This window comes from Rhodanobacter ginsengiterrae, from assembly GCF_050026815.1.
GTDB lineage: Bacteria > Pseudomonadota > Gammaproteobacteria > Xanthomonadales > Rhodanobacteraceae > Rhodanobacter > Rhodanobacter ginsengiterrae.
In genome coordinates this window covers 695,636-722,249 of sequence record NZ_JALBWO010000057.1, presented here as the reverse complement: position 1 = coordinate 722,249, position 26,614 = coordinate 695,636, and the positions used below count along the sequence as shown (strand labels likewise).

Below are 26,614 nucleotides of genomic sequence, written 5' to 3'. Positions count from 1 at the left end.
GCGCGTGCTCAGGCCAGTCGCTGGCCCAGCCAGTGACGCAGGTCGCCGATCTCCTCGGCGCAGACCGCGTGGGCCATCGGATAGGTGTGCCACTCCAGCGGATAACCCAGCGCCTGCAGCGCATCGCGTGAATCCAGTCCGCGCTGCAGCAGCACCACCGGATCGGCCGTGCCATGCCCCCAGAAGATCGGCGTGGCGGCATTCGCCGCATGCCGCTCGGCCGCCACGGTGGCGGAGATCGGCAGATAGGCGGACAGCGCCACGATGCCGGCCAGCTTCTCCGCGTGGCGAACGCCGGCGGACAGCGCGATGGCGCCGCCCTGCGAGAACCCGGCCAGGAAGATCCGCTCGCTGGGCACGCCGCGGGCCTGCTCGCGCGCGATCAACGCTTCGATCGAGGCGATCGAGCTGCGGATGCCGGCCTCGTCCTGGCGCGACTGCAGATCGAAGCCGACGATGTCGTACCACGCGCGCATCGACATGCCGTTGTTGATCGTCACCGGCCGCACCGGCGCATGCGGGAACACGAACCGCAGCGCCGGCCACGCCGGATCGACCAGCTCCGGCACGATCGGCGCGAAGTCGTTGCCATCGGCACCCAGGCCGTGCAGCCAGAGGATGCTGTGGGTCGGGTTGGCGGCGGTTTCGTGTTCGATCGCGGGGAGGGTCATGGCATGGGTCGACAGCGAGACGGATTGCCATCGTAGCAGTCGCAGTCATCCGCCTGGATTCGCAGGTGCCCGCCCGCGGGCGATGCTTTTCACGGAGTTCGGGATGCGGCGGTCTTCGCGCAAATCTAAAGATGCATGACTATCGGATTGATCACGCTCGGTTGCAGCACGCTGGAAAGTCCCGGCCGCCAGCTCCGGTCCGCCTCTGCACCCACGTCGAAACCCGTCTTCTGCAGGAAATTCCGGTCCGCCTCACTGGTCCTGCCGAGAGGACTGTCGTTGCCAGGGCCCTGTCTGGCGGTGCCGCAATAGCCGTTGCTGGCAAATCGCCTTCCGCTTCTTTCGGGAAAAGCAGCGCCCACCTGATTCAGATTGAAATTGACAGTCATGCGAAACTTGGCCGCCACTGGTATGCCATCCACCTGCTCGGGGATATACGGGTCCAGCAAAAGGCTTTCCTTGGCCGCCTGGACAAGAAGCTTGCCCGAGCGCCCTCCCACCGACGTGTGCGAATCGGTGATGGCCAGTTTTCCATCAGCGTGCAGCTCGCCGATGAGCACGACACTGCCTTCCGCGCGATCACGTACTGCATCTTGAGGGTAACGGGCAGCGAATTTATTGTCCCACCTCGGCCCCTGACTGACGTATCCGATGGTCAGCGTGTATTTGCCGCCGGCATCGGCTAGCGCGTCGAACTTTACCTGGATGAAGGTGTGCGCCGGCAGTGACTTGCCGTCCCGCTGCGGTGGCACAAAGCGCCAGTGCTTGAGCGCAAGATCGAGCACCGCAGCAATCGGTTTGGCGATGCCGGCATCGGCTTGCGTCCGTGTCACTTCACCCTGCGCATTGACGTCCGCGCCAACCACGAAAGTCTCCTTGCGGGTGTCGTCGGCCCATGCCGGCAACGTGCAGAGCAGAAGCAAAACCAACAGCCAGCGGATGCTTTTCATGGTTGATCTTTCCCCTTGACGTTCGTGCGATGTGCGCGAGCCGGCATGATGCCGCAGCTGCGCATTACCCGCCATTCTGTCGCACCTCCCGCCAGCGTGTTCGAGTCTCCATCACCCTGACTTATGGCACAGCGTACTTCGCGGGCCAGCCGTGCACGGTTATGCTGGCTTTTTGCCCTGGGGAAAATCCATGCGCCGATTGCTGCCTGCTGCCCTCGTGGCGCTGACCCTTGCACCGATGGCGTTCGCGGCGCTGCCGGCGGCCGCGCCGCTGGACCTGGAAACGGTGATGGCCAACCCCGACTGGATCGGTCAGGCGGTGGAATCGCCTTACTGGAGCGTGGATGGGCGCCACCTGTACTACGCGCTGAAGCGCGACGGCAGCCAGGTGCGCGATTTGTACCGGGTCGACCCGGTCGGCGGGCCGGCCGTGAAACTCGACCCGGCCGCGATGGCGCAAGCCGACGGTCCGGCCGTGTTCGACCGCGCGCACCAGCATGCCGCCTTCATCCTGCACGGCGACGTGTTCGTCGTCGAGCTGGCCAGCGGCCGGCGCCAGCAGATCACCCGCACGCCGCAGGACGAGTCCGCGCCGCGCTTTTCCGCCGATGGCCGCGCGCTGCAGTTCCGCGACGGCAACGACTGGTACAGCCACGACCTGGCCAGCGGCGTCACCGCGCCGGTGGCGGTGCTCAAGTTCGTCGACGATCCGCAGGCGAGGCAGCCCGATGCACTGGGCGCGCGCCAGCTGGAACTGTTCAAGACCTTGCGCCAGCTCAAGGCCGACAAGCAGGCGCAGCACGAACAGGAGCAGGCGCTGGATGCCGCCGATGCCGGGCGCGCACCCCAGCCGTTCTTCCTCGGCGACAAGATCACCGCGGTCGACAGCGAGCTGTCGCCGGATGGCCGCTGGCTGCTGCTGGTCACGGCGCCGAAGGGCTACGAGGCCGGCAAGGCACCGCAACTCACTCACTACATCACCGACTCCGGCTATCCCGAACAGCAGGAAGCCCGTGTCTATGTGGGCCGCAGCGATCCGGCGCCGCAGTCGCTGCTGCTGCTCGACCTGCAGCATCACCAGCCATACCCGTTGCAGACCGACAGCCTGCCAGGCGTCAAGGACGATCCGCTGAAGACCATCCGCGCGCAAACCGTCGCCGTGCTGGAGAAGGCCGGCAAGCAGGACGAGGCGAAGGCACTGAAGGCGCCCGACGTGCGGGCGGTGCGCATCGTCGGCAGCGACGATGACGGCGGTGGCGGCGGGATCGCATGGAGCGACGACGGCAGCCATCTCGCGATCCAGTTGCGCGCAATCGACAACAAGGATCGCTGGATCGCCAGCGTCGACTTCGCCAGGCACGCGCTGGTCAGCCAGCAGCGGCTCACCGACAACGCCTGGATCAACTGGAACTTCAACGATTTCGGCTGGCTGAAGGACGGCCGCACGCTGTGGTATCTGAGCGAGCAGACCGGCTACTCGCAGCTCTACAGCAAACCGCTCGACGGCAAGGCGAAGGCGCTGACCAGCGGCACGTTCGAAGTCAGCCACCCGCAGCTCAGTGCGGACGGCCAGTGGTTCTACCTGCGCACCAACCAGGTGGCGCCGTACAGCTATGACGTCTATCGCGTGCCGTCCACCGGCGGCGAACTGGCCCGCATCACCAACTATCAGGGCATGGACGACTTCGTGCTGTCGCCCGACGGCAGCCAGCTGGCCGTGCTGCATTCCTCGCCGTACGTGTTGTCGCAACTGGCCGTCCAGCCGTCCGCCGGCGGCACGCCGCGCGAGCTGACCAGCACCATGAAGCCCGCGTTCACCGCGCATGACTGGATCGCGCCGAAGGTGGTCGAGGTGCCGTCCAACCATGGCGCCGGCAAAATCTACGCGAAGTATTACGGTCCGGCCAATGAAGACGCCGCATCGAAGCCGGCGGTGATCTTCGTGCACGGCGCCGGCTACCTGCAGAACGTCACGCTGACGTGGTCGAACTACTTCCGCGAGCAGATGTTCCACAACCTGCTGGTGCAGCAGGGCTACGTGGTGCTGGACATGGATTACCGCGCGTCGGAGGGCTACGGCCGCGCGTGGCGCACCGCGATCTACCGCCAGATGGGCCATCCGGAACTGGAAGACCTGCTCGACGGCAAGGCGTGGCTGGTGCGCAACCACCACGTCGATCCGCAACGCGTGGGCATCTACGGCGGCAGCTACGGCGGCTTCATGACCGAGATGGCGCTGCTGCGTGCGCCGGGCGAATTCGCCGCCGGCGCTGCGCTGCGCCCGGTCAGCGACTGGACGCTGTACAACCACGAGTACACCGCCAACATCCTCAACGACCCGCAGCTCGATCCGCAGGCGTTCAAGACCAGCTCGCCGATCGAGTACGCCGACAACCTGCGTGATCCGCTGCTGATCCAGCACGGCCTGATCGACGACAACGTGCTGACCGAGGATTCGATCCGCATGTACCAGCGGCTGATCGAGCTGCACAAGAAGAATTTCTGGATCTCGCTGTACCCGATGGAGCGCCACGGCTTCGTCCATGCCGACTCGTGGCATGACGAATACCGCCGCATCGACGAGTTGTTCGAGACGTATGTGAAGCCGGTGAAGAGCGTTCCAGCCGGGCCATGACCGGACACGCTGCGCGGCAGGTCGCCGGGATTCCGATGTCGGCGGCCTTGCGGCATGATGGCTGCGGGTGACCACGCCAACGAAGCAAACCAGGGGAAGACATGAAGAAGTCGGGTTTTGCCGCGATCGCGGCAGCGCTGCTGCTGGCGTGCACGGGTTGTACCGTGGTCTCGCCGGATGCCGGCCAGCAGGCCGTGCTGATCGACAAGCCGATCCTGTTCGGCCATGGCGGCGTGCGCGACCAGCCGGTGACCACCGGGCTGACCTATACCTGGTTTTCCACCAGCCGCATCTACGTCAACATGTTTCCGCAGCAGTACGACGGCAACTTCAGCGACCTGATGTCCAGCGACGGCGTGCCGCTCGATTTCCACGCGATCATCCGCCTGCAGGTGGTCGACCCGGTGGCGTTGGTGAAGAATTTCGGCCAGGACTGGTACAAGAACAACGTCGAGCAGGAGTTCTTCAACCGGGTGCGCTCGGCGGTCAAGAAACACGGCATGAACGAGACGGCGATCCAGACCACCGCCATCGACGCGATCGACAGCGAAGTCAGCCGTGAGATGACCGCCTACCTCAACGACAACAAGTTGCCGATCCGGCTGATCAAGATCACCGTGGGCAAGGCCAACCCGCCCGATGCGGTGCGCAACCAGCGGGTGGAGACGGCGCAGCAGGAACAGCGCGTGCTGACCGAGCAGAAGCGCGATCTTGCCGAACAGTCGCGCAAGGCCGCCGAGCAGAGCCGTGCCGAGGCGGACAACGCCTATCGCCTGGCGATGAATCTCAGCCCGGCGCAGTTCGTCGAGATGGAACGCATCAAGATGCAGGCCGAAGTGTGCGCGGTGAAGGAGGCGAAGTGCACCTTCATCATCGGCGGCCAGGTCGATCCGGTGGTCAACGTCAGGTAGGCGAAACCTGCTGCCGACGTGTCGTCATCGCGATGCGCGCCTGCCACCACGAAACGGACTTCACAGCCATGAACCTTGCCCTGTTCGATTTCGACGGGACGATCACCACCCGCGAGATGTTTTCCGACTTCATGCAATTCGCGGTGACGCCGCGGCGGCTGGCCGCCGGCAGGATACTGCTGGCGCCGGTGGTGATCGGCTACAAGCTGGGCCTGGTGTCTTCCAATGCGATCCGCTCGCGGGTGGTGCGCTTCGGCTTTCGCGACGAGCCGCTGGCGCGGCTGCATCAGATGGGCGAACGGTTTGCCCGCGAGGTGCTGCCCGGTGTGCTGCGCGCGCAGGCGCTGGAGCGCATCGCCTGGCACAAGGCGCAGGGTGATCGGGTCGTGGTGGTCTCCGGCGCGCTCGACGTGTATCTGCAGCACTGGTGCCGCCAACACCAACTGGAGCTGATCTGCTCGGAGCTGGAGGTGGTCGCCGGCCGCTTCAGCGGACGCTACCGCGGCCATCAATGCGTGGGCGCGGAGAAGCCGCGGCGGGTGCTGGAGAAGTACGATCCGGCCGCCTTTGCCTGCGTGTACGCCTACGGTGACACCCACGAAGACCTTGACCTGCTGGGCATCGCCGACCGAAAGTATTTCCAGTGGCGGGAAGTGGCCTGAGCGCGCGGCGCCGGCTCGTTGATGAACATCCGGGAGGGGATCATGCGCAAACTGTTGATGACGTCCATGCTGGCGTGCCTGCTGCTGGCCGCGTGCAGCAAGCCGCTGCCGCCGGAAAAGGCTGCCTATGCGGGCTACTGGCGCGGCCACGCGATGGCGCTGTTGATCACGGTCGGCGGCAATGTCGAGTACACCCGCGAGGAAGGCGGCAAGCGGACGTCCATCAACGGGCCGCTGCAGAACTTCGACGGCGACAACTTCACGGTCGGCATCGGCCCGCTGAAAACCACCTTCGTGGTATCCGCACCACCGCACCAGGACCAGGGTGCCTGGCACATGACGGTCGATGGCGTGGACTTGACCCGGGATCGGTAGCGGGTTTTCCGGCGCGCGTCCTGCAGCGCACCGCGCGGAGCGCGCGGTGCCTGCGATCGGGTCGTCAGCCCAGCGAACCTGGCTCAGTGCAGCGAGGCCAGCTTCACGCCTTTCACTTTCAAGGCCCGGGCCACGTCGTACATCGCCTGGTTGAGGATGCGATGGGTGTTCTCGTCGGCGCCATGGCCGAACTTCGCGTCGATGTCCTGCATCACCTGCACGTGGATGTCGTGCGACAGCGCCTTGTCGAACAGATAGCCGGACCACCAGCTGCCGTCGGGAGTGGTGCCCGCCGTCACCAGTGTGCCGGCCAGCTTGGCGCCCCGCAGATCCGCCGGTGCCGCCGGCAGTTTGACGCCCGCCTCGGTGGCGCGCTTCAGGCCGTCATTGACCGCGAAGGTCATGCCGGCGATGAAGTTGTCGGTGGCAGTCTTGCCGTACTGCTTGGTGAGCTTGGCCACTTCGGCGTTGACGGTGTCCTGGCCCAGCATGGACACCAGTGCCGTGGCAAAGTTGAAGTGATCGGCGCCGCCACCGGCCGCGACCAGGGCGGCGGTGACGTTCAGCGCGGGCGCGCCGCTGTAGGTGACGCCGCCAAACCAGTTCATCGCCGACGCGTTCATCGCGTGTGTCGATGCGGCCGGTGCCGGTTGCGCCTGCGCGACGGTGATGCCGCCCAGGGTGAGCGCGACGGCGAGCGCGAAAATGGTCTTGTTCATGGGTGGTGACTCCTTCGAAGGGCAGCGTGAGCGAGCGGATGCCCGCTGTAGACGTACCGGTGCGCATGGGATGCAGCGCGCCTGCGCGAGGTTCCGACGGACCCTCAGGCGCTGCGTGAGCGTCGCGCCGACGGGCTTGGGTGAGCGCTGACCACGCCTTGGCTGCGCGCGCGGCACCGGCCCGGTGAATTCGCCGGGGAAGCACAGCGGCAGGAGCGCCGTCGCACGCGGGCCGGCTGCGCCGGGAACCTTCGGCGCTGCAGTTGCATCGGATCAGGAGTAGAAGGAGAACACCATGTCAGCCCATGCCCATGTTGCAGCCATCGACTACGCCGCGCTCGACGACGGCGCGCTGGTGGCGCTGGTCCGCGCCGGCCATCGCGAAGCGTTCCGCCACATCATGCAGCGCTGCAACCAGCGCCTGTTCCGGGTGGCGCGCGCCGTGCTCGGCGAAGACGCCGAGGCGGAAGACGTACTGCAGGAATCCTATATGCGCGCCTACAACAAGCTGGATTCGTTCCGCGGCGACGCCACCCTGGCGACCTGGCTCACCAGCATCGTGCTGAACGAGGCACGCGGGCGGCTGCGCAAGCGCCACGCCATGGTCGGCCTGGAGCAGGTCGATGCGGCCAGCGACGACAGCCACCAGGTGCTGCGCTTCCCCTCGAAATTCGGCAGCGAAGACCCGGCGGTTTCCGCCGCGCGGGCGCAGATCCGTCACCTGCTTGAGCACGCCATCGATGAACTGCCGCCGGCGTTCCGCACGGTCTACATGCTGCGTGACGTGGAGGAGTGTTCGGTCGAGGAAACCGCCAGCCTGCTGGCGATCAAGCCGGAAACGGTGAAGACCCGGCTGCACCGCGCGCGACGTTTGCTGCGTGCCGCGCTGCGCGACAGCCTGTCCGACACCATGAGCGAAGCGTTCCCGTTCATGGGCCAGCGCTGCGCCCGGGTCACCGCCGCGGTGATGGCGCGGCTGGACGCCGAATCGGCCTGATCCCATCGCGCGCGGATCAGCGCGCCGGCGGCGACTGGATCCGCTGCAGCCGCTCGGCCAGCGTGGCCCGCGACAGCTCGCCCATGTGGATGTCGCGCAGGCGACCTGCGGCATCGAGAAACAGGGTGGTCGGGTAGCCGCGCACGTTGTAATGGTTCGACAGCTGCAGGTTGCCGTCGATCAGCACGTTGTCCAGCGTGAGCTGCTGCACCCGCATGAAATGCGTCACCACCGCAGCCGATTCGCCCTGGTCGGCGAACACGAAGCGCCACTGCGGCATGCTGCGTTGCGCCTCGGCCAGCACCGGCATCTCGCGCCGGCAGGGGCCGCACCAGCTGGCCCACAGGTTGATCACCGTGGGCTGGCCGCGAAATCCCTCGATGGCCACCTCGTGCCCGGCCAGGTCCGCCAGCGCCAGCGGCGGCAAGGCGGGGTGGGCCTGGCTGGTGAGCCGCCAGGCCAGCAAACCCGCGAATGCCGAGGCGGCCAGGCCGACCGCCACCCCTGCACTCAGTGGTCGCCGCAGTGCCGGGCGGCGCCAGGCGATCAGCAGCGTCGCCACGACCACGCCGAGCGTACCGGCGAGCGGGTCGAAACCGCGATCGCGGATATTCAGGATGGTGGCCGGCTGCTCCGCATACTGCGCCCACCAGCCGACTACATACGCGGCCCGCGCTGCCAGCAAGCCGAGGCCGAGCACCAGGAACAGCGGGTTGCCGGCATCGGCGTAACCGCGCCGATGCAGGAAGCCGGCGGTGGCCGTGGCGGCGATCACGCCGAACAGCAGCGCCAGCAGGCCGGACGACAGGGCCAGCGGTCCGATGTTCAAGGGACCCGTCCTTGCCGACGAGGCGCGCGGCGCGCGCGCCGAAGAGGAGCAATACCGTTCTGGCCGCACGCGGCGGCTGCAGCCATCGCGCGATTCAACCCAGCGCCGCCGCTTCGCGTGCCAGCAACTCGATGCCGGCCCAGTCGCCGTTGGCCAGCTTGTCGGCGGGCGTGAGCCATGAGCCACCGACGCACAACACGTTCGGCAAGGCGAGGAAGTCCGCGGCATTGACCAGGCTGATGCCGCCGGTGGGGCAGAAGCGGATCTGTGGCAGCGGGCTGGCCCAGGCACCGAGCAGCTTGTGGCCGCCAGCGGGCACCGCGGGAAAGAATTTCAGGTGGTGATAGCCGCGCTCCAGCAAGGCCATCGCCTCGCTGGCGGTGGCCACGCCGGGCAGCAGCGGCAGTTCGCTGTCGTCGGCGGCGTCGAGCAGGCGCGGCGACGTGCCGGGCGACACCGCGAAACGGGCGCCGGCCTGCTGCGCGGCCTGCAGATCCCGTGCGGTCAGCGCGGTGCCGCAGCCGACCACGGCGCCTTCCACTTCGGCGGCAATCGCGCGGATCGCATCGAGTGCCGCTGGTGTGCGCAAGGTGATTTCGATGACCGGGGTGCCGCCGGCCACCAGCGCGCGCGCCATCGGCACCGCGGCCCGCGCGTCGTCGATGATCACCACCGGTATCACCGGCGTCAGGCGCATCAGGGCGCCGACTTGCTGCTGCTTGTGTTCGATGTGACTGGTCACGTCATGCTCCGATTCTTGGCTCCTCCCCCTGCCGGCAGGGGGAGGTTGGGAGGGGGTTGCTCAGGGTTGCGGGGAAGATCAAGGGCGGACCCCACCCCGGCCCTCCCCTGCAAGCAGGGGAGGGAGCAGAGCTATAGCACGCCGGCGCCGAGGTCGGCGTTGGCGGCAGCCTGGCGGAACAGGCTGAACAGTTCGCGGCCCATGCCGCTGTGTTCGCGCGACAGGTCGGCGACATGCGGCAGGCGGGCGTCCAGTTCGTGCGCTTCCATCAGGACGTCCAGACGGCCGTTCGCGGCATCCAGCCGGATCATGTCGCCGTTGCGGATCTTGGCGATGTTGCCGCCGGCCACCGCTTCGGGGGTGACGTGGATCGCCGCCGGCACGCGGCCGGAGGCGCCGGACATGCGGCCGTCGGTGAGCAGGGCGATGCGATGGCCGCGATCCTGCAGCAGCGCCAGCGTGGGGGTGAGCTTGTGCAGCTCGGGCATGCCGTTCGCGCGCGGGCCCTGGAAGCGCACCACCGCCACGAAGTCGCGATTGAGCTCGCCGCGCTTGAACGCGCCGGCCACTTCGTCCTGGTCGTCGAACACGATCGCCGGTGCCTCGATCAGCAGGCGATCGTCCGGTACCGACGACACCTTGATCACCGCGCGGCCGAGGTTGCCCTCGAGCATGCGCAGGCCGCCGTCGGCGCGGAACGGTTCGTCGATGCCGCGCAGCACGCCGCGGTTGCCGCTCTGCCTGGACACGGGCGTCCAGTGCAGCGCACCGCTGTCGTCGAGTTGCGGGATCTGCGCGTAGCCGTCCAGGCCGGTGCCGAAGATCGTCTGCACGTCGCCATGCAGCAGGCCGGCACCGAGCAGCTGGTCGATCAGGAAGGCCATGCCGCCGGCGTCATGGAACTGGTTCACGTCGGCATAGCCGTTGGGATAGACGCGCGCCAGCAGCGGGATCACGCCGGACAGCGCGTCGAAATCGTCCCAGCGCAGCGCGATGCCGGCGGCGTGCGCGATCGCCACCAGGTGCAGCAGGTGGTTGGTCGAGCCGCCGGTGGCGTGCAGGCCGATCACGCCGTTGATGATCGCGCGCTCGTCGACGATGTGGCCGAGCGGCAGGAACGCCTCTTCCAGCGCGCTCTGCGCGGCAATCCGGCGCACCACCTCGGCGGTGAGCGCGTCGCGCAGCGGCGTGTCCGGCGTGGTGAAGCTGGCGCCGGGCAGGTGCAGGCCCATGATCTCCATCAGCATCTGGTTGGAGTTGGCGGTGCCGTAGAAGGTGCAGGTGCCGGCGGCGTGGTACGACGCGGCCTCGGCTTCCAGCAGCTCGGCCTTGCTCGCCTTGCCGTCGGCAAACGCCTGGCGCACCTTGGACTTTTCCTCATTCGGAATGCCGCTGGGCATCGGCCCGCTTGGCACGAATGCGCCGGGCAGATGGCCGAAGCTGAGCGCGCCGATCAGCAGGCCCGGCACGATCTTGTCGCAGATGCCCAGGTACAGCGCGCCGTCGAACATGTCGTGCGACAGCGCCACCGCGGTGGCCATCGCCACCAGGTCGCGTGAGAACAGCGACAGCTGCATGCCGGGCTGGCCCTGGGTGATGCCGTCGCACATCGCCGGCACGCCGCCGGCGACCTGCGCGGTGAAGCCGGCGTCGCGCGCCACCTGGCGGATCAATGCGGGATAGCGCTCGTACGGCTGGTGCGCCGAGAGCATGTCGTTGTAGGCGGTGACGATGGCGAGGTTGGCGCGCCGGCCGCTGCGCAGCGCGGCCTTGTCTTCCGTGCCGCAGGCGGCGAAGCCGTGCGCCAGGTTGCCGCAGGACAGGTGCTCGCGCTGCGGACCGCTGCGGTCGATCGCGTCGATCCGCGCGAGATAGGCCGCACGCGTCTCGCGACTGCGCTCGCGCAGGCGTTCGGTGACTTCGGCGACGACGGGATGCAACGTGGTCATGATTCAAATCCGGAAGTGAGTGGAGAGGAGTGAGAAGTGCGAGAAGGCGCAAGTGATCGGTGCATTTCTCTCACTTCTCACTCCTCGTCTCTCACTTCGCGCTTTCACGGGCACCAGTACACCGCCACCGGCACCCGCTGCTGGGTCAGCACCGCGCGCACCGGATAGTCCCGCGCCGCGCCGAGGCCGAGCCGCGCATCGGCGAGCAGGTCGCGCTTCTTCTCGCCGGTGACCAGCAGGTACAGCGCACGGGTCTGCAGCAGGACTGGCAAGGTGAGCGTGATGCGTGGTTCGCCCGCCCCCCCGGCATGCATCGGCAACACGCGCGCGTGGCCGTCCAGGTCGAGCGCCTCGGCCAGATGGTCGCCGCCGGGGAAGAACGACGCGGTGTGGCCGTCGTCGCCCATGCCCAGCACCACCGCGTCGAACGGCAGCGGCAAGGCGGCGATGCGCGCATCGGCGGTGGCCAGCCCGGCTTCGGGGGACGCGTCGCCGGTGTACAGCGGAACGAATTGCGCCGCAGCGGCGTCATGCTGCAGCAGCAACGACTTCACCAGGCGTGCGTTGGAACGCTCGTCGCTGTCGGGCACCCAGCGTTCGTCGACCAGGGTGACCTGCACCCGCGACCAGTCCAGCCGTTCGCGCGACAGCCGCGCAAACAGCTCCTTCGGCGTGCTGCCGCCGGACACCGCCAGCAGCGCATGGCCGCGTTCGGCCAGTGCGGTGCGCAGGCGCTCGGCGATGCGCTCGGCCAGCGCGCTGGCCTGGATCCGGCAGTCGGTGAAGCTGTGGGTGGTGACGTTCAGGGATGGGGTCATGACGGATGGTGGCGCGCTCGGGAAGTCAGCGACTGCCGGCGCGCATCGCGTTGGGGAGGAAGGTGAAGTCTGCCGCGCGCGTGGGCAGGGCGGAGTGAAGCCGCGCCCGGGGCCGCGGGAAAACGCGGCAGGCGGGCGCGGACTCATTCACCGTCTTCGTTCCAGGTGCGGCCGTCGCGCTCGATCAGCGCCACCGCGGCACTCGGACCCCAGCTGCCGGCGGTGTACGGCCGCGGCGGCTCGCCGCTGTCGGCCCAGGCGGCGAGGATCGGGCCGGCCCAATGCCAGGCGGCCTCCACCTCGTCGCGGCGCATGAACAAGGTGGGATTGCCGCGCACCACGTCAAGCAGCAGGCGCTCGTAGGCATCGGGCTGCGACACGCCAAAAGCCTCGGCGAAGCTCATGTCCAGCGGCACATGACGCAGGCGCAGGCCGCCCGGGCCCGGATGCTTGATGGTCAGCCACAGCTTCACGCCTTCGTCCGGCTGCAGGCGCAGCACCAGCCGGTTCTGCGCCAGCGTGCCGGCGTCGCTGCCGAAGATCGAATGCGGCACCGGCTTGAAGGTGACCGCGATTTCCGAGACCCGGCTGGGCAGCCGCTTGCCGGTGCGCAGGTAGAACGGTACGCCGGCCCAGCGCCAGTTGGCGATCTCCGCCTTCAGCGCCACGAAGGTCTCGGTGTTCGACTTGTTGTTGCCCAGTTCCTCCGGATAGCCCGGCACGCTGGCGCCATCGGCCACGCCGGCGCGGTACTGGCCGCGCACGGTGAGCTGGGACGCGTTGCTGTCGTCGATGGGCTTGAGCGAATGCAGCACCTTCAGTTTCTCGTCGCGCACCGCATCGGGCGCCAGCGACGAGGGCGGCTCCATCGCCACCATGCACAGCAGTTGCAGCATGTGGTTCTGCACCATGTCGCGCAGCGCGCCGGCACGGTCGTAATAGGAGCCGCGATGGCCCACGCCGAGGGTTTCGGCCACGGTGATCTGCACGTGGTCGATGTGCGCGGAATTCCACAGCGGCTCGAACAGCGCGTTGCCGAAGCGCAGCACCAGCAGGTTCTGCACGGTCTCCTTGCCGAGGTAGTGGTCGATGCGGAAGGTCTGCGATTCGCTGAACACCTTGCCGACCGCGTCGTTGATCTGGTTCGCACTGGCCAGGTCGCGGCCGATCGGCTTCTCCAGCACCACCCGCGAGGCGCCTTCGTTGAGCTTGTAATGGCCCAGCCGGTTGCAGATGTCGACGAACAATTCCGGCGAGGTCGACAGGTAGAACACCCGGATGTGTTCCGGTGCGCTGCCGATGAAGTGGGCGAAGTCGTCCCAGCCCTCGTCCTTGCGCGCGTCCAGCGGGCGATAGAACACCTGCTGCAGGAACACGTCGAGCCGGCGCGCATCGCAGATGCCGACCAGCGCCTCGCGCAACTGGGCGCGATAGGCATCGTCGTCGAGGGTCTCGCGGGCCACGCCGACGATGCGGCTGCTGGCGGGAATCTGGCCATCGAGGAAGCGGTGGAACATCGCCGGCAGCAGTTTGCGCACGGCCAGATCGCCGGTGCCGCCGAAGATCACCAGGTCGAAGGGATCGACCGATTGGGTAGAAGCAGTCACGCAGTCACCTCGACACGATGCCGGATGGCGGGCAGGCCGGATGGCACGATTTGCCCGGATGAGCGTTGATAGTACCAGTGAAATACCAGAACGACTACCGGGCTGCATACGAATTCATTCCTGCCGGCAATCGCCCGTGAATGCGTTGTCTGAGGCGGTTCCGGCCGGGCCGGGAAAAGAATGGGGTTGCGGTTAGTGGTTTGCCATTGGTATGGTTGCGGTTATGGAAACTGCCTTGGTCAATGAATACCGCCGGATCTGCCAGGATCCGACTACGCACCAGCCGCTGGCCTATCTGCGCCTGCGCCGGGCGATCCGCAACATCGTCGAGCACCGCGATATCGAGCCGGGCCAGGCGTTGCCCAGCGAGCGCGATCTGTCGCAGGTGCTGAAGCTGTCGCGGGTGACCGTGCGCAAGGCGATCGCCGGCCTGGTCGAAGACGGCCTGCTGACCCAGCGGCATGGCGCCGGCACCTTCATCGCCGAGCGCATCGTCAAGCCGATGTCGCGGCTGACCAGTTTCACCGAGGACCTGCGCGATCGCGGCCTGCGCCCGCGCTCGGAGTTCTTCGAGCGCGGCATCGGCGAGGTCACCCCGGAAGAGGCGATGGCGATGAACCTGTCGCCCGGGTCGCTGGTGGTGCGACTGCATCGCGTGCGCTATGGCCAGGACGAGCCGCTGGCGATCGAGCGCAGCGTGGTGCCGGCCAGCGTGCTGCCCGACCCGATGCTGGTGCACGACTCGCTGTACGAGGCGCTGGAAAAACTCGATGCGCGCCCGCGCCGCGCGCTGCAGCGCTTGCGCGCGGTGTCGCTGAATGCGCAACAGGCGCGGCTGCTGCACGTCAACGTGGGCAGCGCCGGACTGAGCATCGAACGACGCAGCTTTCTCGACGACGGCCGCGTGGTCGAGTTCACCTGTTCCTGGTACCGCGGCGACATCTACGACTTCGTCGCCGAACTGCAGACCGACTGAAGGATGCCCATGGACGCCCGCGACACCTTGATGTTCCAGGAAGCGCACGAATCGGCCGAGGTGGTCGCGCGCCAGTTCGCCGCCAACGAGGCGGTGGTGTCCGCGCTGGGGCTGGCGCTGCGCGCCGATCCACCGCGCTTCATCGTGACTTGCGCGCGCGGCAGTTCGGATCACGCCGCGGCCTATGCCAAGTACGTGTTCGAAACCCGGCTTGGCATCGCCACGGCATCGGCGTCGCCATCGGTGACTTCGGTGTATGCGGCCGAGCAGCAATGGCAGGGCGCGTTGTTCATCGCCATCTCGCAGTCGGGCAAGAGCCCCGACCTGCTGCGCAACGCCGAGGCGGCGAAACGGGCCGGCGCACGGGTGGTGGCGCTGGTGAATGTCGAGGATTCGCCGCTGGCGCGGCTGGCCGACACGGTGATTCCGTTGCATGCCGGCCCCGAGCGCAGCGTGGCGGCGACCAAGAGTTACCTCGCCGCGCTGGCGGCGGTGCTGCATCTGTGCGCGCGCTGGCTGGGTGACGCCGAACTCGGGGCGGCGCTCGGCGTCTTGCCGCAGGCGCTGCGGGACAACTGGAATGCCGACTGGTCGGCGCTGAGCGACGGTCTGGTCGATGCCCACAACCTGTTTGTGGTGGGCCGCGGCTACGGCCTGGGCATCGCGCTGGAAGCGGCGTTGAAATTCAAGGAAACCTGCGGCCTGCACGCCGAGGCGTTCAGTGCGGCCGAGGTGAAGCATGGCCCGATGGCCCTGGTCGGCCCCGATTTCCCGGTGCTGTGCTTCGCCCAGGACGACGACACGCTGGACAGCACGCTGGCCGTCGCGCGCGACTTCCGCGGCCGCGGCGCGCAGGTGTTCGTCGCCGCACCCGGCCTGCACGGCGCGGGGACGTTGCCGGTGGCGGCGGGACTGCCCGCCCTGGTCACCCCGCTGCTGATCATCCAGAGCTTCTATCGCGCCGCCAGCGAGCTGTCATTGCGCCGCGGCTTCAATCCCGACGTGCCGCCGCATCTCAACAAGGTGACCGAAACGGTATAGGAGTGAGGGAAGAGGGTGAGGGGTGAGAGCGAGCCGAACCTTCTGTCCCGCCCCGACGCCGCCTTCTCTCACTTCTCACTCCTCTCCACTCACTTCTCGCCCATGATCATCGCCCTCACCAACGCCCGCGTACTCACCCCCGACGGTTGGCGCAACGATGTCGCCGTGCTGCTCGATGGCGAGCGCATCGTGGATCTGCTGCCGCCGACCGATCCGCGCGCGCGCGCCGCGGAGCAACACGATTTGCGCGGCGCCATGCTGCTGCCCGGCTTCATCGACGTGCAGGTCAATGGCGGCGGTGGCGTGCTGTTCAATGAAGCGCCCACGGTGGCGACCTTGCGCCGGATCGGCACGGCGCATCGACGCTTCGGCACCACCGGCTTCCTGCCGACGCTGATCAGCGACGACCCCGCCGTGATGGCCGAGGCGTTGCGGGCGGTCGAGCAGGCGCTGGCCGAAGGCGTGCCCGGCGTGCTGGGCATCCATCTGGAAGGTCCGTACCTGGCGCCGGCACGCAAGGGCGTGCACGACGCGAAGTATTTCCACGCGCCGGGCAGCGACGAACTGGCGCTGCTGTGCGCACCACGCCGCGGTGTGCGCCTGATCACGCTGGCCCCGGACCAGGTGCCGCTGGCCAGCATCGGCGCGCTGGTCGATGCGGGGCTGATCGTCTGCGCCGGCCATACCGCAGCCGACTACGCGACCACCCGCGCCGCGCTGGATGCCGGCGTGCGTGGCTTCACCCACCTGTTCAATGCGATGACCCCGTTCGGCAGCCGCGAACCCGGCGTGGTCGGCGCCGCGCTGGAGGACGCCGGCAGCTGGTGCGGCATCATCGTCGACGGCCACCACGTGCATCCGGCCAGCCTGCGCGTGGCGATCGCCGCGAAGCCGCGCGGCCAGATGCTGCTGGTCACCGATGCGATGCCGCCAGTGGGTTCGGACCACCCGGACTATGTGCTCAACGGCGAGACCATCACCGTCAGGGACGGCATCTGCCAGACCGCCCAAGGCGTGCTGGCCGGCTCGGCATTGGACATGGCTGGCGCGGTACGGAATGCCGTGCAGATGCTGGGCCTGCCGCTGGACGAAGCAGTACGCATGGCGAGCACCTATCCGGCCGCATTTCTCGGTCTGGGCGAAAGCCACGGGCGCATCGCCGCGGGTTATCGCGCCGACCTGGTCGTGCTGGATGACGACTACGCCGTTGCGCGAAGCTGGATTGGCGGCGTGGCTGACCGCGCGGGCTGAGCGAAGACCGCGCCGTCGCTTGCGCCGTTACGTGCCGCTATCATCGCGCGATGAATCCCCAGAATCTTTCCGCCGCGGAAAGCCGCCTATGGCGTCGCTCCAGGCAATACCTGGAAACCGAACAGCTGATCGCGGCGCAGGCCGCGCTCGAGGCACTGGTCCAGCGCCTGCCGCGCGAGCCTTTCTTCCGCATGGAACTGGCCCAGGTGATGCTCCGGCGGGAGCAGCCGCGAGCCGCCACGGCGCACTGGTTGCAGGTCGCCGAGACACGCCTGCCGGATGATCCCTGGCTGGTGCTCCAACTGGCACAGCAGCTGTGTCACGTCGGTGAAGTACTTGCTGCGCGTGCCTGCCTTGACCACCTCGCGCAGTTGGGCGATGCACCAGCCGAGCTGTGGGCCGAACAGGCGCAACTGCGCTCGGCGCTCGGTGAATTCGCCGAGTGCAGGGCGGCGCTCAAGCGGGCGCTGGCCGCGGGCAGTGAGGCGCCGGATGATCTCTACCTGCATGCCATGATGTTCCAGTTCGGCGGCGAGGTGTCCAGTGCCGGGCAGGTGCTTGAGGAATGTCTTCGCCGCTGGCCGTTCTTTGGCGGCGCTGCGATGGCCCTGGCCAATTTGCGCAAGCAGACGCCGGCCAGCAACCATCTCGACTTCCTGCACGGACAGCTTCGCCGGTTTCCGACAGACAACGCCACGCCATCGGACAATCTCGTCCGGGCTGAATTCGAGGCGGCGGTTTTCAAGGAGCTCGATGATCTCGGTCGCCATGACCAGGCATGGGCTGCGCTGTCCAGGAGCAATGCCCTGATGCGTGCCCTCAACCCGTACGATGCGTCGATCGAGACCGCTGTCACGGATGCCTTGATCAGGCACGCAGGCGATGCGCCCGCCCGTGCGGCGCCGCAGTTCACGGGTCCCACGCCGATCTTCGTGGTTGGCATGCCACGATCCGGCACCACCTTGCTCGATCGCATGCTTTCCAATCATCCGGAGGTGATTTCCGCCGGTGAAATCAACGACTTCATGCGCCAGTTCCACTGGGCTGCCGACGTGCCCGCGGGCGGCATGCTGAAGGCGATCGAACAAAGTGCGCAGATCGACTACGCCGAACTGGGCGCGCGCTATCTCAAACAGACGCAGTGGCGGGCGCAGGGGCACAGGTATTACATCGACAAGCTGCCGGCCAACATCCAGATGGTCGCCTTCATCCGCCGCGCCCTGCCGCATGCGGTGATCCTGCACATGGTGCGCGACCCGATGGAGGTGTGCTTTTCAAACTATCGAGCCATGTTCGGCAAGGTTTCCGCATACAGCTACGACCTGCAGGCGCTGGCCCATTACCACGGCCAGTACGCGCGCCTGGCCAGCCATTGGCGCGAACACCTGCCCGAAGCGTTGCTCGACGTCTCCTATGCGGAACTGGTGCGTACGCCCGAAGCCAGCTTGCGTCGGGTGCTGCAACACTGCGGCCTGGAGTTCGAGGCGGCGTGCCTGCGTCCGGAGGGCAACGTGGCGCCGGTGGCAACGCCGAGCAATATCCAGGTTCGCGAGCCGATCCACACGCGCAGCCTGGGGCAGTGGCGGAACTACGAAGAGCAGCTGACACCGTTGCTAAGGATGCTCGAAAAGCCATTGCGCCAGCAGGCGACCGTGGCCCCGACGGGACTCCGGACGGACTGATTCGTGGCAGGTGGGGAGGTCGTACCCGCCCAGGCGGCCGGCATGATTTTCAGCAGCGCTTTCCGTGCCTTGGGTGACGACTTGCTGGCGGCTGGTCCATTGACGTGGCGCGCGGTTGCGGAGGTCGTTGGCCTCGTGCCCATGCTGGAGCCCGCCGCCGCGGAATGGCATCGCTGCGCGCCAGGCACGATCATCCTGTGCCGGTGGTGATCTCGCCGATGGACGCACGCAGTTGTTCCAGCTGTTTTGCATAGGGACGCCATTGATCCAGGCCACGCGTGTGGATCGATTCCCGCACCTGGGCGCTGCTCGGGGTGGCGACCGGAGCGGGGTTGAGTTCGGGATGCAGGCAGCCTTCCTCGAGCGCGAGCCCGCAGTGTGCGAGTACTTCGCGCAAGGTGGCTTCGGGCTCGCGCACCAGTTCCGCATAGGAGACGTCGAGCATCGCTCCGGGCAGTCGTTCGTGCCAATGGCTGGCCAGGCGCGCGTACTGGCCGTGGTAATGGGCCAGCGCCTGCAGGTCGTAGCTGTAGGACGAAACATTGCCGAACATCGCCTTGAAGTTCGAGAAGCAGGTGTCGACCGGGTCGCGCACCATGTGCAGGATCGGAGCGTGCGGCAAGGCGCGGCGGATGAAGGCGACCATCTGGATGTTGGCCGGCAGTTTGTCGATGTAGTAGGCGCGACCCTGCGCGCGCCACTGGGTCTGTTTGAGATAGCGCGCACCCAGTTCGGCGTAGTCGAGCTCCGCGCTGCGCCGGATAACTGCCAGCAGCCCATCGGTCCGGGCCGGGGTTACGTCGGCCTGCCAGTGCAGCTGGCGCCAGAAGTCGATCAGCTCGCCGGCTGAAAGAACTCCGGAGTGAGCGGACAGCATCCGGTCGAGCAGGGTGGTGCCGGAGCGCGGCATGCCGACGATGAAGATGGGAACAGGGCCGTCGGACCCGGAGCGGGATCGGGTGGCGGCAGTTCGGTTGTTCGGCCACGGCATGTCGATCAGCGCATCAGTAACGGCGGCTTCGCCCGTCGCGTCGTACGGGTTGAGCTCGTGCATGAGCGCATTGCACCGCGCCAGGGCAGGCCATGCCTCCTCGTGACGCTTGAGGTCGTCCAGTATCTTGAATTGCGCGTACTCGAATTCAGCGCGCACAAACATGGCATCCGGCTTCTCGCCGTGCGGCGGGAGCCGCTGCAGTTGTTCCTGCACGAAAGCCAATTGATTGGCTTCGGGTTTCTGCTTGCGCAGGTTGACCAGCACCATCGCGGCATCACCGAAATGCGGCCAGCGCCGGAGGCAGCCCTCCAGCACCGCGCAGGCCTTGTCGAGGTCACCGTCAAACTGCAGCAGCATCGCGTACAGGTGGTGCTCGCCCGGTGTATCGATACCTGCTGCCATGGCTCGCTCCATCAATGCCCTGGCCGGCGCGATCTCGCCGAGCATGAAGCGCAGGTGGGCCTGACCGACCAGCAGTTCCGGTGGTAGCGCGGGCGCCTGGGAGAGCAGATCGAGACAGCTGCGCGCCGCCAGCGTCTCGCCAACGGCGACGAGACGTTGCGCCACGCTGATGATGAACGGCGCATCCCGCGGGAGTCGATGCGCTACGCGAAGCAGCAGTGCCGTCGATGCTCGAAGTTGGCCTCGCTGGAACAGCACGTCAGCCAGCTCAAGCAACACGGTAACGTCATCGGGAAGGTGACGTGCAAGCGCCTCCAGGGCGACTTGCGCAGCCTCCCATTGCCGGTTGTTGATGCATTGCCTGACGTGCTGGCGCGCGCGGTTTTCTGCGTCGGAAGGATTCTGGGTGGTCATTTTCGGATAGTAACTTCACGGGTGCCCCGCCGTGGAGCCGCACCTCGCCTGGAACGAACGCACGACGTGCCGTCATTCCGGGAAGGGCTCGACAGCGGGATATAAAAAAGCCACCGACCGGAGGGTCGGTGGCTTGGTTCGGCCAGTTTCAGCCGCTGTCAGCGATCAGTAGTCGTACTGGACCGACAGGCGCACCGTGCGCGGCGGCTGCCAGAAGATGCCGTCGCCGTAGCTGTTGTTGACGAACACGGTATTGACACCGTCGTAGGCGCTTTCGCCAGCTGCGTCGGTCTGCACGGGCCTCTGCTGGTCCAGCGCATTGATCACATCCAGGTTGAAGCCCAGCTTGTGGTCGGCAAACGCCGGTGCATAGTGGACGCCGAGATTGACCTGCTCCGTCCACGGGGTATGGCCAGCCTTGCCTGGCGGCTGAAGAACGCCGTGGCACCAGTGGTAGTTGCCGCTGCCGCCATTGTTGTAGCCGGTCGGGTCGCCCACACCATCGGTGCCGTAGTAACCCAGGCATTCCTTCGGCGTGCCGGACTGCGCCAGCAGCGTGCCGGAGACCAGCCATTCCGGCGTGATCTGGTAGGCGCCACGGAAGCGGATCGCATGCTTGCGCACATTGGACAGATCACCGTCCTGGCCCTGCATCAACTGCCAGCTATCCCAGTCTTCGGTCTTGGAGACATCGCCCTGGCCGAAGTCCGAACGCACCTGACCTTCGGTGTTGCCGAAGCCACGGCTGAAGGTGTAATCCACGCGACCCATCCACTTGCCGTCGAACGGATGCTCCAGATACAGGTTCAGCGAGCCGATCTTGCGGCGGACGCCATGGATGTAACCCCAATCCTTCTGGGTCATCGGCACGATCACGCTGCTGCTGCCGTCGTCGGACTTCACCAGCATGGTGTTGGTCAGGCCCGGGTTGATCAGGCGGCAATAGGAGGCTCCGTACAGCGAGTTGCCGTAGAGGCTCGGGTCCAGACCCATGCTGGTCATCTTGGCGGCGATCTGGCCCGGCTGGCACTCGTCATCGATCGCCGTCTTCAGGTCGCGCCACATCGCCTTGGCGCCGTAGGTCCAGTTGTCGTTGAGCTTCTTGTCGAAGCCCGCGATGAACTCATCCACGTACTCCGGCTTCAGGTTGCGCGCGGTGACCTGCTGCGGATCCTTGGGCAGGCCGAACTCGCCGTCGGGCGAGGTGGCCGGGGCAAGCGCGGTCAGCCCGGTCGGTACGCCATTCGCGTCAATGCCGGTGTAGCTGAACGGCTGGGTGAGGTAGGTGGAGCGGTTCGCCGCACGCTCGGCGGCGTTGTCCGGCAGCGCAAGGTAGTAGCGGCCTACGTTGCCGTAGATCTTGAACGAGGAATCGCCATTCACGTCCCAGCTGGCGCCGATACGCGGCTCCCACTGGTTTTTCTCGTCGACGAACGCCTTGCCCACGTCGTTGTAGTTGGTGAAATGGTCGTTGCGGATACCGATGTTCAGCAGCACGTTGGAACTGACCTGCCAGTCGTCCTGCAGGTAGTAGGCCTTCTGCGTCATGGTCATGCTGGTGGCCCAGCCGACCGTGCGCTTCTGCACGTAGGTGGGGAAGTAGCGCCAGTAGTAGTTCACCGCCGGGTTGAACGGGTTCTGCTGATCCGGGCCCTGATGACTGGCCTTGTAGCTCATGTTGTCAATACCGACGGCGAAGTCGTGGTCGCCCAGGCGGTAGTCGAAGTCGGCACGCAGGCCGTGCGTGGCATTGCTCGCCTGCGGCGAGGTCCAGGTGGTGTTGCCCTGGGCATTGACGATGCCGTTCGGGCCGGTGCCCGGCGGCAGGTAAGCCGGATTCTCGTTGTACGGCCGCGAGATGAAGGGCAACGGGCTCTTGTTGCCGTAAACAACCGGGTCCTGGAAATGGGCCTTGCCGTACAGGACGCTCAAGGTAGCCGCGTCGGTGATGTAGCTGGTGAAGTGGCCCAGGTAGAACTGCGCGTTGTCCTTGGTCACATCGTTGTTGTTGCTGAACGCACCCGACTTCAGCGTGCTGTTGTCAAACAGGTAGGTCTTGCCGGCACCGTTGGCCTGGCGCTGGTTCAGCGCGGTCAGCTCGAGGATGTTGCTGTCGGTGATGTTCCAGTCCAGCTTGCCGTAGAACTTGGTGTTCTTGTCGCGCAGGTACTGGACCTTCTGGCTGGCGGCCGATTCCACATTGGTGATCTGGTCCCTGGTGGTTTCGGCTGCCAGGAAGATGAACAACTTGTCCCTGATCAGCGGACCGCCGACATAGGCGGAGTACGTGGTCTCCCACCGCTTGTTGTCGTTGCGGTACTGGTTCAGCGTACCCGGCTTGCTTGGGTCTTCCAGCTGGTAATGCGTGTAGCCATCCGGGCTGGCCGGATTGACAACGTCGGCGGGAATCGCCGGGTTGCCATAACGATTGTTGACCGGCGTGCCTTCGAGGAACCGCGGCTGCCATACCACCTGGCCACCGAAGTGCCATTCATTGGTGCCGCGCTTGCCGAGCTGGTTGATCACGCCACCGTCGGAACGACCGTACTTGGCGCTGTAGCCGCCGGTGAGGGTTTCCTGCTGGTCGATGGCGCCGTAGGGCAGCGCGAAGCCGCCCAGGTTCTTGTACGGCTCGCCGGTGTTGTAGCCGTTCACGTAGTAAGCATTCTCCGATACGCTCGAACCGCCAAAGGCGACCGCGTTGCCGAAGAAGCCACTGCCCTTGACCGTACCCGGGGCGAGCAGCGCAATGGACTCCGCGTTGCGGCCGATCGGCAGTTTCTGCAGGTCGGCCGCGGTGATGACCGTGCTGGAGCTGACGCTGGAAACGTCGATGGCGGGCAGCGCGTTGGCCGAAACAGTCACCGCGGTCAGCGAGGTGGTTTCGGCATTGAAGGTCACGTTCGTGCCGGCTCCGGGCGCCAGGGAGACCTTCCGCGAGTCGACGACCGTGCCGTCTTTCTTCAGCGAGACCGTGTAGGTACCCACTGGCACGTTGCTGATCTGGAAACGACCCGCGCTGTCAACCGCTACTTCGCGGGTCAAGCCGGACGTGTTGGTGGCAACGACGGTTTCGCCGGCCGCTGCCGGCGCCTGGCCAAAGATCGAGCCCGTGGTGGACTGGGCCATGGCGACGCCGCCAAGACTCATGCTCAAAGCCAGGGCAAGCGCGGTGCGGCGCCAGTGCGGATTGCGGTTTTTATTGTGATTGCTCATTGGTAATGAATCTCCCCGGTATAGAAGGCCCGAAAGCCGAGTGGCGTAAATCGATCAAGTAGTTGAGCAGCAAGCTGGTGGCGCGCTGGTCGAAGGCAGACTGGCGACCACCGAATGTTCCAGTCGGTCAGGCAGATAGCCGATGCGGCAGCCCTGTATCCGTGACGTCCAGCAACCTTCTGTTCCGAACATAAATCCAGTCAAACGCTGGCGTCAACAAAATGTTCAATAAATATTATCAACTAGTAAAAAATTGCGATGCCCTGGCGAGTTATTCGCAAGATATTTCGATTATTGTTAATGCCCAACAACTTCTCGCGAAAATGCCCCGTGGCATTTCAGATAATGGCGAAACCCGCCGGGCCGGGCGGCGAAGAGGCCCGCTGGCGGCTTGCTTGATTGCGCCGAACGGGCGTCGACGCTAGAGTTGCGCGGTTCAGGTGCCCCGAAGGCTTTGCGCTGCAGGGGTGAAACGGGAAGCCGGTGCGTGGTGTGCGAACACACTGCAAGGCCGGCGCTGCCCCCGCAACGGTAAGCGAGATCCACGAACGGCGAATGCCACTGTGCACGGCACGGGAAGGCGTCGTTCGGGGCATGCGATCCACGCATGCCACTCGCCAGCCCGGAGACCGGCCCGAACGATTCCTGGTGGCTCGCGGTGGGCGAGGCCGAACCACGTGTCGGTCGATTCCGCCTGCCCGTCGTTCCGTCTTCCCCGTGCGCGCTCCCAGTCCATTGAACGATGGCTGTGCGCGAGGGTGCATGGCCTTGAGGAACGAACGGACATGAAGAAGAACTTGCTGGCAGCAGCGCTGCTCGCCGCCACCCTGACCGCGCATGCGGCCGACCAACACGATGCAGTCAATCCGGGCGCGGTGATCGTCACCGCCACGCGCACGGCGATCACCGTGGACGATGCGCTGTCGTCGGTCAGCGTGATCACCCGCGCCGACATCGAGCGGCTGCAGCCGCTGTCGCTGGCGGACCTGCTGACCGGCTTGCCGGGCGTGAGCTTCGCCAACAGCGGCGGCTACGGACAGCAGACCTCGCTGTTCCTGCGTGGCACCAACTCCTCGCACACCCTGGTGTTGATCGACGGCGTGCGGATCGGTTCGGTGGGCAATGGCCTGGCGGCGTTCGAGCAGCTGCCGGTGGAACAGATCGAGCGGATCGAGATCGTGCGCGGGCCACGTTCCAGCCTGTACGGCGCCGACGCGATCGGCGGCGTGATCCAGATCTTCACCCGCCGCAGCTCGCACGATGGAGCGCTGCTGCCGTCTTTCAGCGTGACCACCGGCAGCCACAACCTGCTGCGCGGCCAGTTCGGCCTGTCCGGCGGCAATGGTCACGCCTGGTACAACCTCGCGGTGGGCGCCCAGCACACCCGCGGCATCAATGCCTGCCGCGAGGGCGCCGGCACGGTGTTTGCCGGCTGCTACGCCAACGAGCCGGACAACGATCCGTACCGCAACGAAAACCTGGTGGCCAACGGCGGCTACCGCTGGGACAACGGCGCCGAACTCAGCGGCAGCTGGCTGCGCAGCCTGGGCGAGATCCACTTCGACGGCAGCTACCAGAACCGCAGCCGCACGGTGCAGCAGACCGCCGGCTCCGCCTTCAGCCTCAACCCGACGGCAGCATGGAAGACCACGCTGAGCGTGGGCCAGAACCTCGACCGCTACGACAACTACGAGAACCAGAGCTTCGTCGGCTACATCTATTCGCGTCGCAACCAGGCCGCGTGGCAGAACGACGTCAGCCTGGCCGACAACCAGCTGCTGACCCTCGGCGTGGACTGGCAGGGCGAGAAGATCGACAGCGACACCGGCTTCCTTGCCAGCCGTCGCAACGACACCGGCGGCTACGCGCAGTATCAGGGCACGTTCGGCCGTCACGAAGTGCAGTTGTCGGCGCGGCGCGACCACAACAGCCAGTACGGCAATCACGACACCGGCGCGGCCGCGTGGGGCTATCACTTCGATGGCGGCCTGAAACTGTCGGCCAGCTACGGCAGCGCCTTCCACGCGCCAACCTTCAATGATTTGTACTACCCGTATGGCAGCGGCAATCCGGACCTGAAGCCGGAGAAATCGCGCAGCGCCGAGCTCGGCCTGAGCCAGCAGCTGACCACGTGGAACTGGGCGCTCAACGCCTACCAGACGCGCATTGACCAGCTGATCGCGCTGGACAGCAACTACTTCCCGATGAACATCAGCAAGGCGCGCATTCGCGGCGTGGAAGGCCAGCTCGGCGTGAACCTCGGCGGGTGGCAGCTGCAGGGTTATGCCACCTGGCTGCAGCCGCGCAACGACGATGGTGGGGTGAACGGCGGCAACGTGCTGCCGCGCCGGCCCGAACACACCGCACGGGTGGATCTGGATCGCCGCTTCGGCGAGTTCGGCATCGGCGCCACCGTCAACGGCGCCGGGCGCGGCTACGACGATGCGGCCAATGCGCATCCGCTGGGCGGTTACGCCACTACCGACTTGCGCGCGAGCTGGCACTTTGCAGCTGACTGGCAGGTGGAGGCGCGGCTGGCCAACGTGTTCGATCGCCACTATGAAACCGTGTGGTATTTCAACCAGCCCGGCCGCAGCGGGTTCCTGACGTTGCGTTACAGCCCGGACAATCGCTGAACCTGACCGTCTCGCAGGGCGGGCACGGCCCGCCGGCTGCTGGCGGTAACCAAAAGCGGCGGGCCGTGCCCCCTGCGAGGTGCGAGGTCAGGCAGGTTGGGGCTTCGCTACGCTCACCCCAACCTGCCTGACTGCGC

Annotated in this window: 21 protein-coding genes and 1 riboswitch; of the genes, 10 read left to right on the top strand and 11 right to left on the bottom strand. The window is 66.5% G+C overall.

Annotated elements, in window-relative coordinates:
• Positions 1 to 8: 8 nt before the first annotated feature.
• Together ACQGNJ_RS18095 and ACQGNJ_RS18090 are read right to left on the bottom strand one after the other, a co-directional pair.
• A complete protein-coding gene (locus ACQGNJ_RS18095; protein ID WP_426690636.1) occupies positions 9 to 671 on the bottom strand; it encodes an alpha/beta hydrolase in 663 nt (220 codons plus the stop codon).
• A 125-nt stretch (positions 672 to 796) separates the two neighbouring features.
• Complete coding sequence (locus ACQGNJ_RS18090; protein ID WP_426690635.1) at positions 797 to 1,621, bottom strand: energy transducer TonB; 825 nt, start codon at positions 1,619 to 1,621, stop codon at positions 797 to 799.
• Between the two features lie 190 nt (positions 1,622 to 1,811).
• On the opposite strand from ACQGNJ_RS18090, the gene ACQGNJ_RS18085 reads away from it, so the two are divergent.
• The 4 genes from ACQGNJ_RS18085 to ACQGNJ_RS18070 all read left to right on the top strand — a co-directional run bounded on the left by ACQGNJ_RS18085 (position 1,812) and on the right by ACQGNJ_RS18070 (position 6,204).
• The gene (locus tag ACQGNJ_RS18085; protein ID WP_426690634.1) at positions 1,812 to 4,256 is read left to right on the top strand and encodes a S9 family peptidase; all 2,445 of its coding nucleotides are present in this window, start codon (positions 1,812 to 1,814) and stop codon (positions 4,254 to 4,256) included.
• Between the two features lie 101 nt (positions 4,257 to 4,357).
• On the top strand, positions 4,358 to 5,167 hold the full coding sequence (locus tag ACQGNJ_RS18080; protein ID WP_426690633.1) for an SPFH domain-containing protein: 810 nt from the start codon (positions 4,358 to 4,360) through the stop codon (positions 5,165 to 5,167).
• Positions 5,168 to 5,235: 68 nt separating this feature from the next.
• Entirely contained in the window at positions 5,236 to 5,829 is a 594-nt protein-coding gene (locus tag ACQGNJ_RS18075) for an HAD family hydrolase (protein ID WP_426690632.1), read from the top strand.
• 42 nt (positions 5,830 to 5,871) lie between these two features.
• Positions 5,872 to 6,204: a hypothetical protein gene (locus ACQGNJ_RS18070; RefSeq protein ID WP_426690631.1), complete on the top strand. Its 333-nt coding sequence runs from the start codon at positions 5,872 to 5,874 to the stop codon at positions 6,202 to 6,204.
• 83 nt (positions 6,205 to 6,287) lie between these two features.
• Here ACQGNJ_RS18070 and ACQGNJ_RS18065 read toward each other — a convergent pair whose 3' ends face one another.
• Entirely contained in the window at positions 6,288 to 6,923 is a 636-nt protein-coding gene (locus tag ACQGNJ_RS18065) for a hypothetical protein (RefSeq protein WP_426690630.1), read from the bottom strand.
• Between the two features lie 295 nt (positions 6,924 to 7,218).
• On the opposite strand from ACQGNJ_RS18065, the gene ACQGNJ_RS18060 reads away from it, so the two are divergent.
• Complete coding sequence (locus ACQGNJ_RS18060) at positions 7,219 to 7,920, top strand: RNA polymerase sigma factor (RefSeq protein ID WP_426690629.1); 702 nt, start codon at positions 7,219 to 7,221, stop codon at positions 7,918 to 7,920.
• 16 nt (positions 7,921 to 7,936) lie between these two features.
• Here the strand turns inward: ACQGNJ_RS18060 and ACQGNJ_RS18055 are convergent, their stop codons facing one another.
• From ACQGNJ_RS18055 to zwf, 5 genes are all read right to left on the bottom strand, one after another.
• Positions 7,937 to 8,749: a TlpA family protein disulfide reductase gene (locus tag ACQGNJ_RS18055; RefSeq protein ID WP_426690628.1), complete on the bottom strand. Its 813-nt coding sequence runs from the start codon at positions 8,747 to 8,749 to the stop codon at positions 7,937 to 7,939.
• Positions 8,750 to 8,843: 94 nt separating this feature from the next.
• A complete protein-coding gene (gene eda / locus ACQGNJ_RS18050; RefSeq protein ID WP_426690627.1) occupies positions 8,844 to 9,491 on the bottom strand; it encodes a bifunctional 4-hydroxy-2-oxoglutarate aldolase/2-dehydro-3-deoxy-phosphogluconate aldolase in 648 nt (215 codons plus the stop codon).
• A 131-nt stretch (positions 9,492 to 9,622) separates the two neighbouring features.
• Complete coding sequence (gene edd / locus ACQGNJ_RS18045; protein ID WP_426690626.1) at positions 9,623 to 11,440, bottom strand: phosphogluconate dehydratase; 1,818 nt, start codon at positions 11,438 to 11,440, stop codon at positions 9,623 to 9,625.
• 104 nt (positions 11,441 to 11,544) lie between these two features.
• Entirely contained in the window at positions 11,545 to 12,258 is a 714-nt protein-coding gene (gene pgl / locus ACQGNJ_RS18040; RefSeq protein WP_426690625.1) for a 6-phosphogluconolactonase, read from the bottom strand.
• A gap of 143 nt (positions 12,259 to 12,401) precedes the next feature.
• On the bottom strand, positions 12,402 to 13,865 hold the full coding sequence (gene zwf / locus ACQGNJ_RS18035; protein ID WP_426690624.1) for a glucose-6-phosphate dehydrogenase: 1,464 nt from the start codon (positions 13,863 to 13,865) through the stop codon (positions 12,402 to 12,404).
• Between the two features lie 223 nt (positions 13,866 to 14,088).
• Between zwf and ACQGNJ_RS18030 the strand changes: the two genes are divergently transcribed.
• The 3 genes from ACQGNJ_RS18030 to nagA all read left to right on the top strand — a co-directional run bounded on the left by ACQGNJ_RS18030 (position 14,089) and on the right by nagA (position 17,133).
• Positions 14,089 to 14,841: a GntR family transcriptional regulator gene (locus ACQGNJ_RS18030; protein ID WP_426690623.1), complete on the top strand. Its 753-nt coding sequence runs from the start codon at positions 14,089 to 14,091 to the stop codon at positions 14,839 to 14,841.
• A 9-nt stretch (positions 14,842 to 14,850) separates the two neighbouring features.
• Positions 14,851 to 15,882 (top strand): SIS domain-containing protein, encoded by a 1,032-nt coding sequence (locus ACQGNJ_RS18025; protein ID WP_426690622.1) that lies wholly within the window; start codon positions 14,851 to 14,853, stop codon positions 15,880 to 15,882.
• Positions 15,883 to 15,984: 102 nt separating this feature from the next.
• Positions 15,985 to 17,133 carry an N-acetylglucosamine-6-phosphate deacetylase gene (gene nagA / locus ACQGNJ_RS18020; RefSeq protein WP_426690621.1) on the top strand — a complete coding sequence of 383 codons (1,149 nt, stop codon included), beginning with the start codon at positions 15,985 to 15,987 and terminating at the stop codon, positions 17,131 to 17,133.
• Positions 17,134 to 17,219: 86 nt separating this feature from the next.
• Here nagA and ACQGNJ_RS18015 read toward each other — a convergent pair whose 3' ends face one another.
• Complete coding sequence (locus tag ACQGNJ_RS18015; RefSeq protein ID WP_426690620.1) at positions 17,220 to 17,903, bottom strand: hypothetical protein; 684 nt, start codon at positions 17,901 to 17,903, stop codon at positions 17,220 to 17,222.
• Between the two features lie 39 nt (positions 17,904 to 17,942).
• Here ACQGNJ_RS18015 and ACQGNJ_RS18010 point away from each other — a divergent pair, with 39 nt between their 5' ends.
• Entirely contained in the window at positions 17,943 to 18,815 is an 873-nt protein-coding gene (locus ACQGNJ_RS18010; protein ID WP_426690619.1) for a sulfotransferase family protein, read from the top strand.
• A 190-nt stretch (positions 18,816 to 19,005) separates the two neighbouring features.
• Here the strand turns inward: ACQGNJ_RS18010 and ACQGNJ_RS18005 are convergent, their stop codons facing one another.
• Together ACQGNJ_RS18005 and ACQGNJ_RS18000 are read right to left on the bottom strand one after the other, a co-directional pair.
• Positions 19,006 to 20,625, bottom strand: a complete 1,620-nt coding sequence (locus tag ACQGNJ_RS18005; protein WP_426690618.1) for a tetratricopeptide repeat-containing sulfotransferase family protein — start codon at positions 20,623 to 20,625, stop codon at positions 19,006 to 19,008.
• 165 nt (positions 20,626 to 20,790) lie between these two features.
• Complete coding sequence (locus ACQGNJ_RS18000; RefSeq protein ID WP_426690617.1) at positions 20,791 to 23,841, bottom strand: TonB-dependent receptor; 3,051 nt, start codon at positions 23,839 to 23,841, stop codon at positions 20,791 to 20,793.
• Positions 23,842 to 24,262: 421 nt separating this feature from the next.
• Positions 24,263 to 24,493: riboswitch (cobalamin riboswitch) on the top strand.
• Positions 24,494 to 24,626: 133 nt separating this feature from the next.
• Between ACQGNJ_RS18000 and btuB the strand changes: the two genes are divergently transcribed.
• A complete protein-coding gene (gene btuB / locus ACQGNJ_RS17995; protein WP_426690616.1) occupies positions 24,627 to 26,477 on the top strand; it encodes a TonB-dependent vitamin B12 receptor in 1,851 nt (616 codons plus the stop codon).
• The last annotated feature ends 137 nt before the right edge of the window (positions 26,478 to 26,614 follow it).

Bases quoted from the DNA above. Each gene is read 5' to 3' on its own strand.
- ACQGNJ_RS18095 (WP_426690636.1), bottom strand. From the start codon at position 671: ATGACCCTCCCCGCGATCGAACACGAAACCGCCGCCAACCCGACCCAC.
- ACQGNJ_RS18090 (WP_426690635.1), bottom strand. From the start codon at position 1,621: ATGAAAAGCATCCGCTGGCTGTTGGTTTTGCTTCTGCTCTGCACGTTG.
- ACQGNJ_RS18085 (WP_426690634.1), top strand. From the start codon at position 1,812: ATGCGCCGATTGCTGCCTGCTGCCCTCGTGGCGCTGACCCTTGCACCG.
- ACQGNJ_RS18080 (WP_426690633.1), top strand. From the start codon at position 4,358: ATGAAGAAGTCGGGTTTTGCCGCGATCGCGGCAGCGCTGCTGCTGGCG.
- ACQGNJ_RS18075 (WP_426690632.1), top strand. From the start codon at position 5,236: ATGAACCTTGCCCTGTTCGATTTCGACGGGACGATCACCACCCGCGAG.
- ACQGNJ_RS18070 (WP_426690631.1), top strand. From the start codon at position 5,872: ATGCGCAAACTGTTGATGACGTCCATGCTGGCGTGCCTGCTGCTGGCC.
- ACQGNJ_RS18065 (WP_426690630.1), bottom strand. From the start codon at position 6,923: ATGAACAAGACCATTTTCGCGCTCGCCGTCGCGCTCACCCTGGGCGGC.
- ACQGNJ_RS18060 (WP_426690629.1), top strand. From the start codon at position 7,219: ATGTCAGCCCATGCCCATGTTGCAGCCATCGACTACGCCGCGCTCGAC.
- edd (WP_426690626.1), bottom strand. From the start codon at position 11,440: ATGACCACGTTGCATCCCGTCGTCGCCGAAGTCACCGAACGCCTGCGC.
- pgl (WP_426690625.1), bottom strand. From the start codon at position 12,258: ATGACCCCATCCCTGAACGTCACCACCCACAGCTTCACCGACTGCCGG.
- ACQGNJ_RS18030 (WP_426690623.1), top strand. From the start codon at position 14,089: ATGGAAACTGCCTTGGTCAATGAATACCGCCGGATCTGCCAGGATCCG.
- ACQGNJ_RS18025 (WP_426690622.1), top strand. From the start codon at position 14,851: ATGGACGCCCGCGACACCTTGATGTTCCAGGAAGCGCACGAATCGGCC.
- nagA (WP_426690621.1), top strand. From the start codon at position 15,985: ATGATCATCGCCCTCACCAACGCCCGCGTACTCACCCCCGACGGTTGG.
- ACQGNJ_RS18015 (WP_426690620.1), bottom strand. From the start codon at position 17,903: ATGGCGACCGAGATCATCGAGCTCCTTGAAAACCGCCGCCTCGAATTC.
- ACQGNJ_RS18010 (WP_426690619.1), top strand. From the start codon at position 17,943: ATGCGTGCCCTCAACCCGTACGATGCGTCGATCGAGACCGCTGTCACG.
- ACQGNJ_RS18005 (WP_426690618.1), bottom strand. From the start codon at position 20,625: ATGACCACCCAGAATCCTTCCGACGCAGAAAACCGCGCGCGCCAGCAC.
- ACQGNJ_RS18000 (WP_426690617.1), bottom strand. From the start codon at position 23,841: ATGAGCAATCACAATAAAAACCGCAATCCGCACTGGCGCCGCACCGCG.
- btuB (WP_426690616.1), top strand. From the start codon at position 24,627: ATGAAGAAGAACTTGCTGGCAGCAGCGCTGCTCGCCGCCACCCTGACC.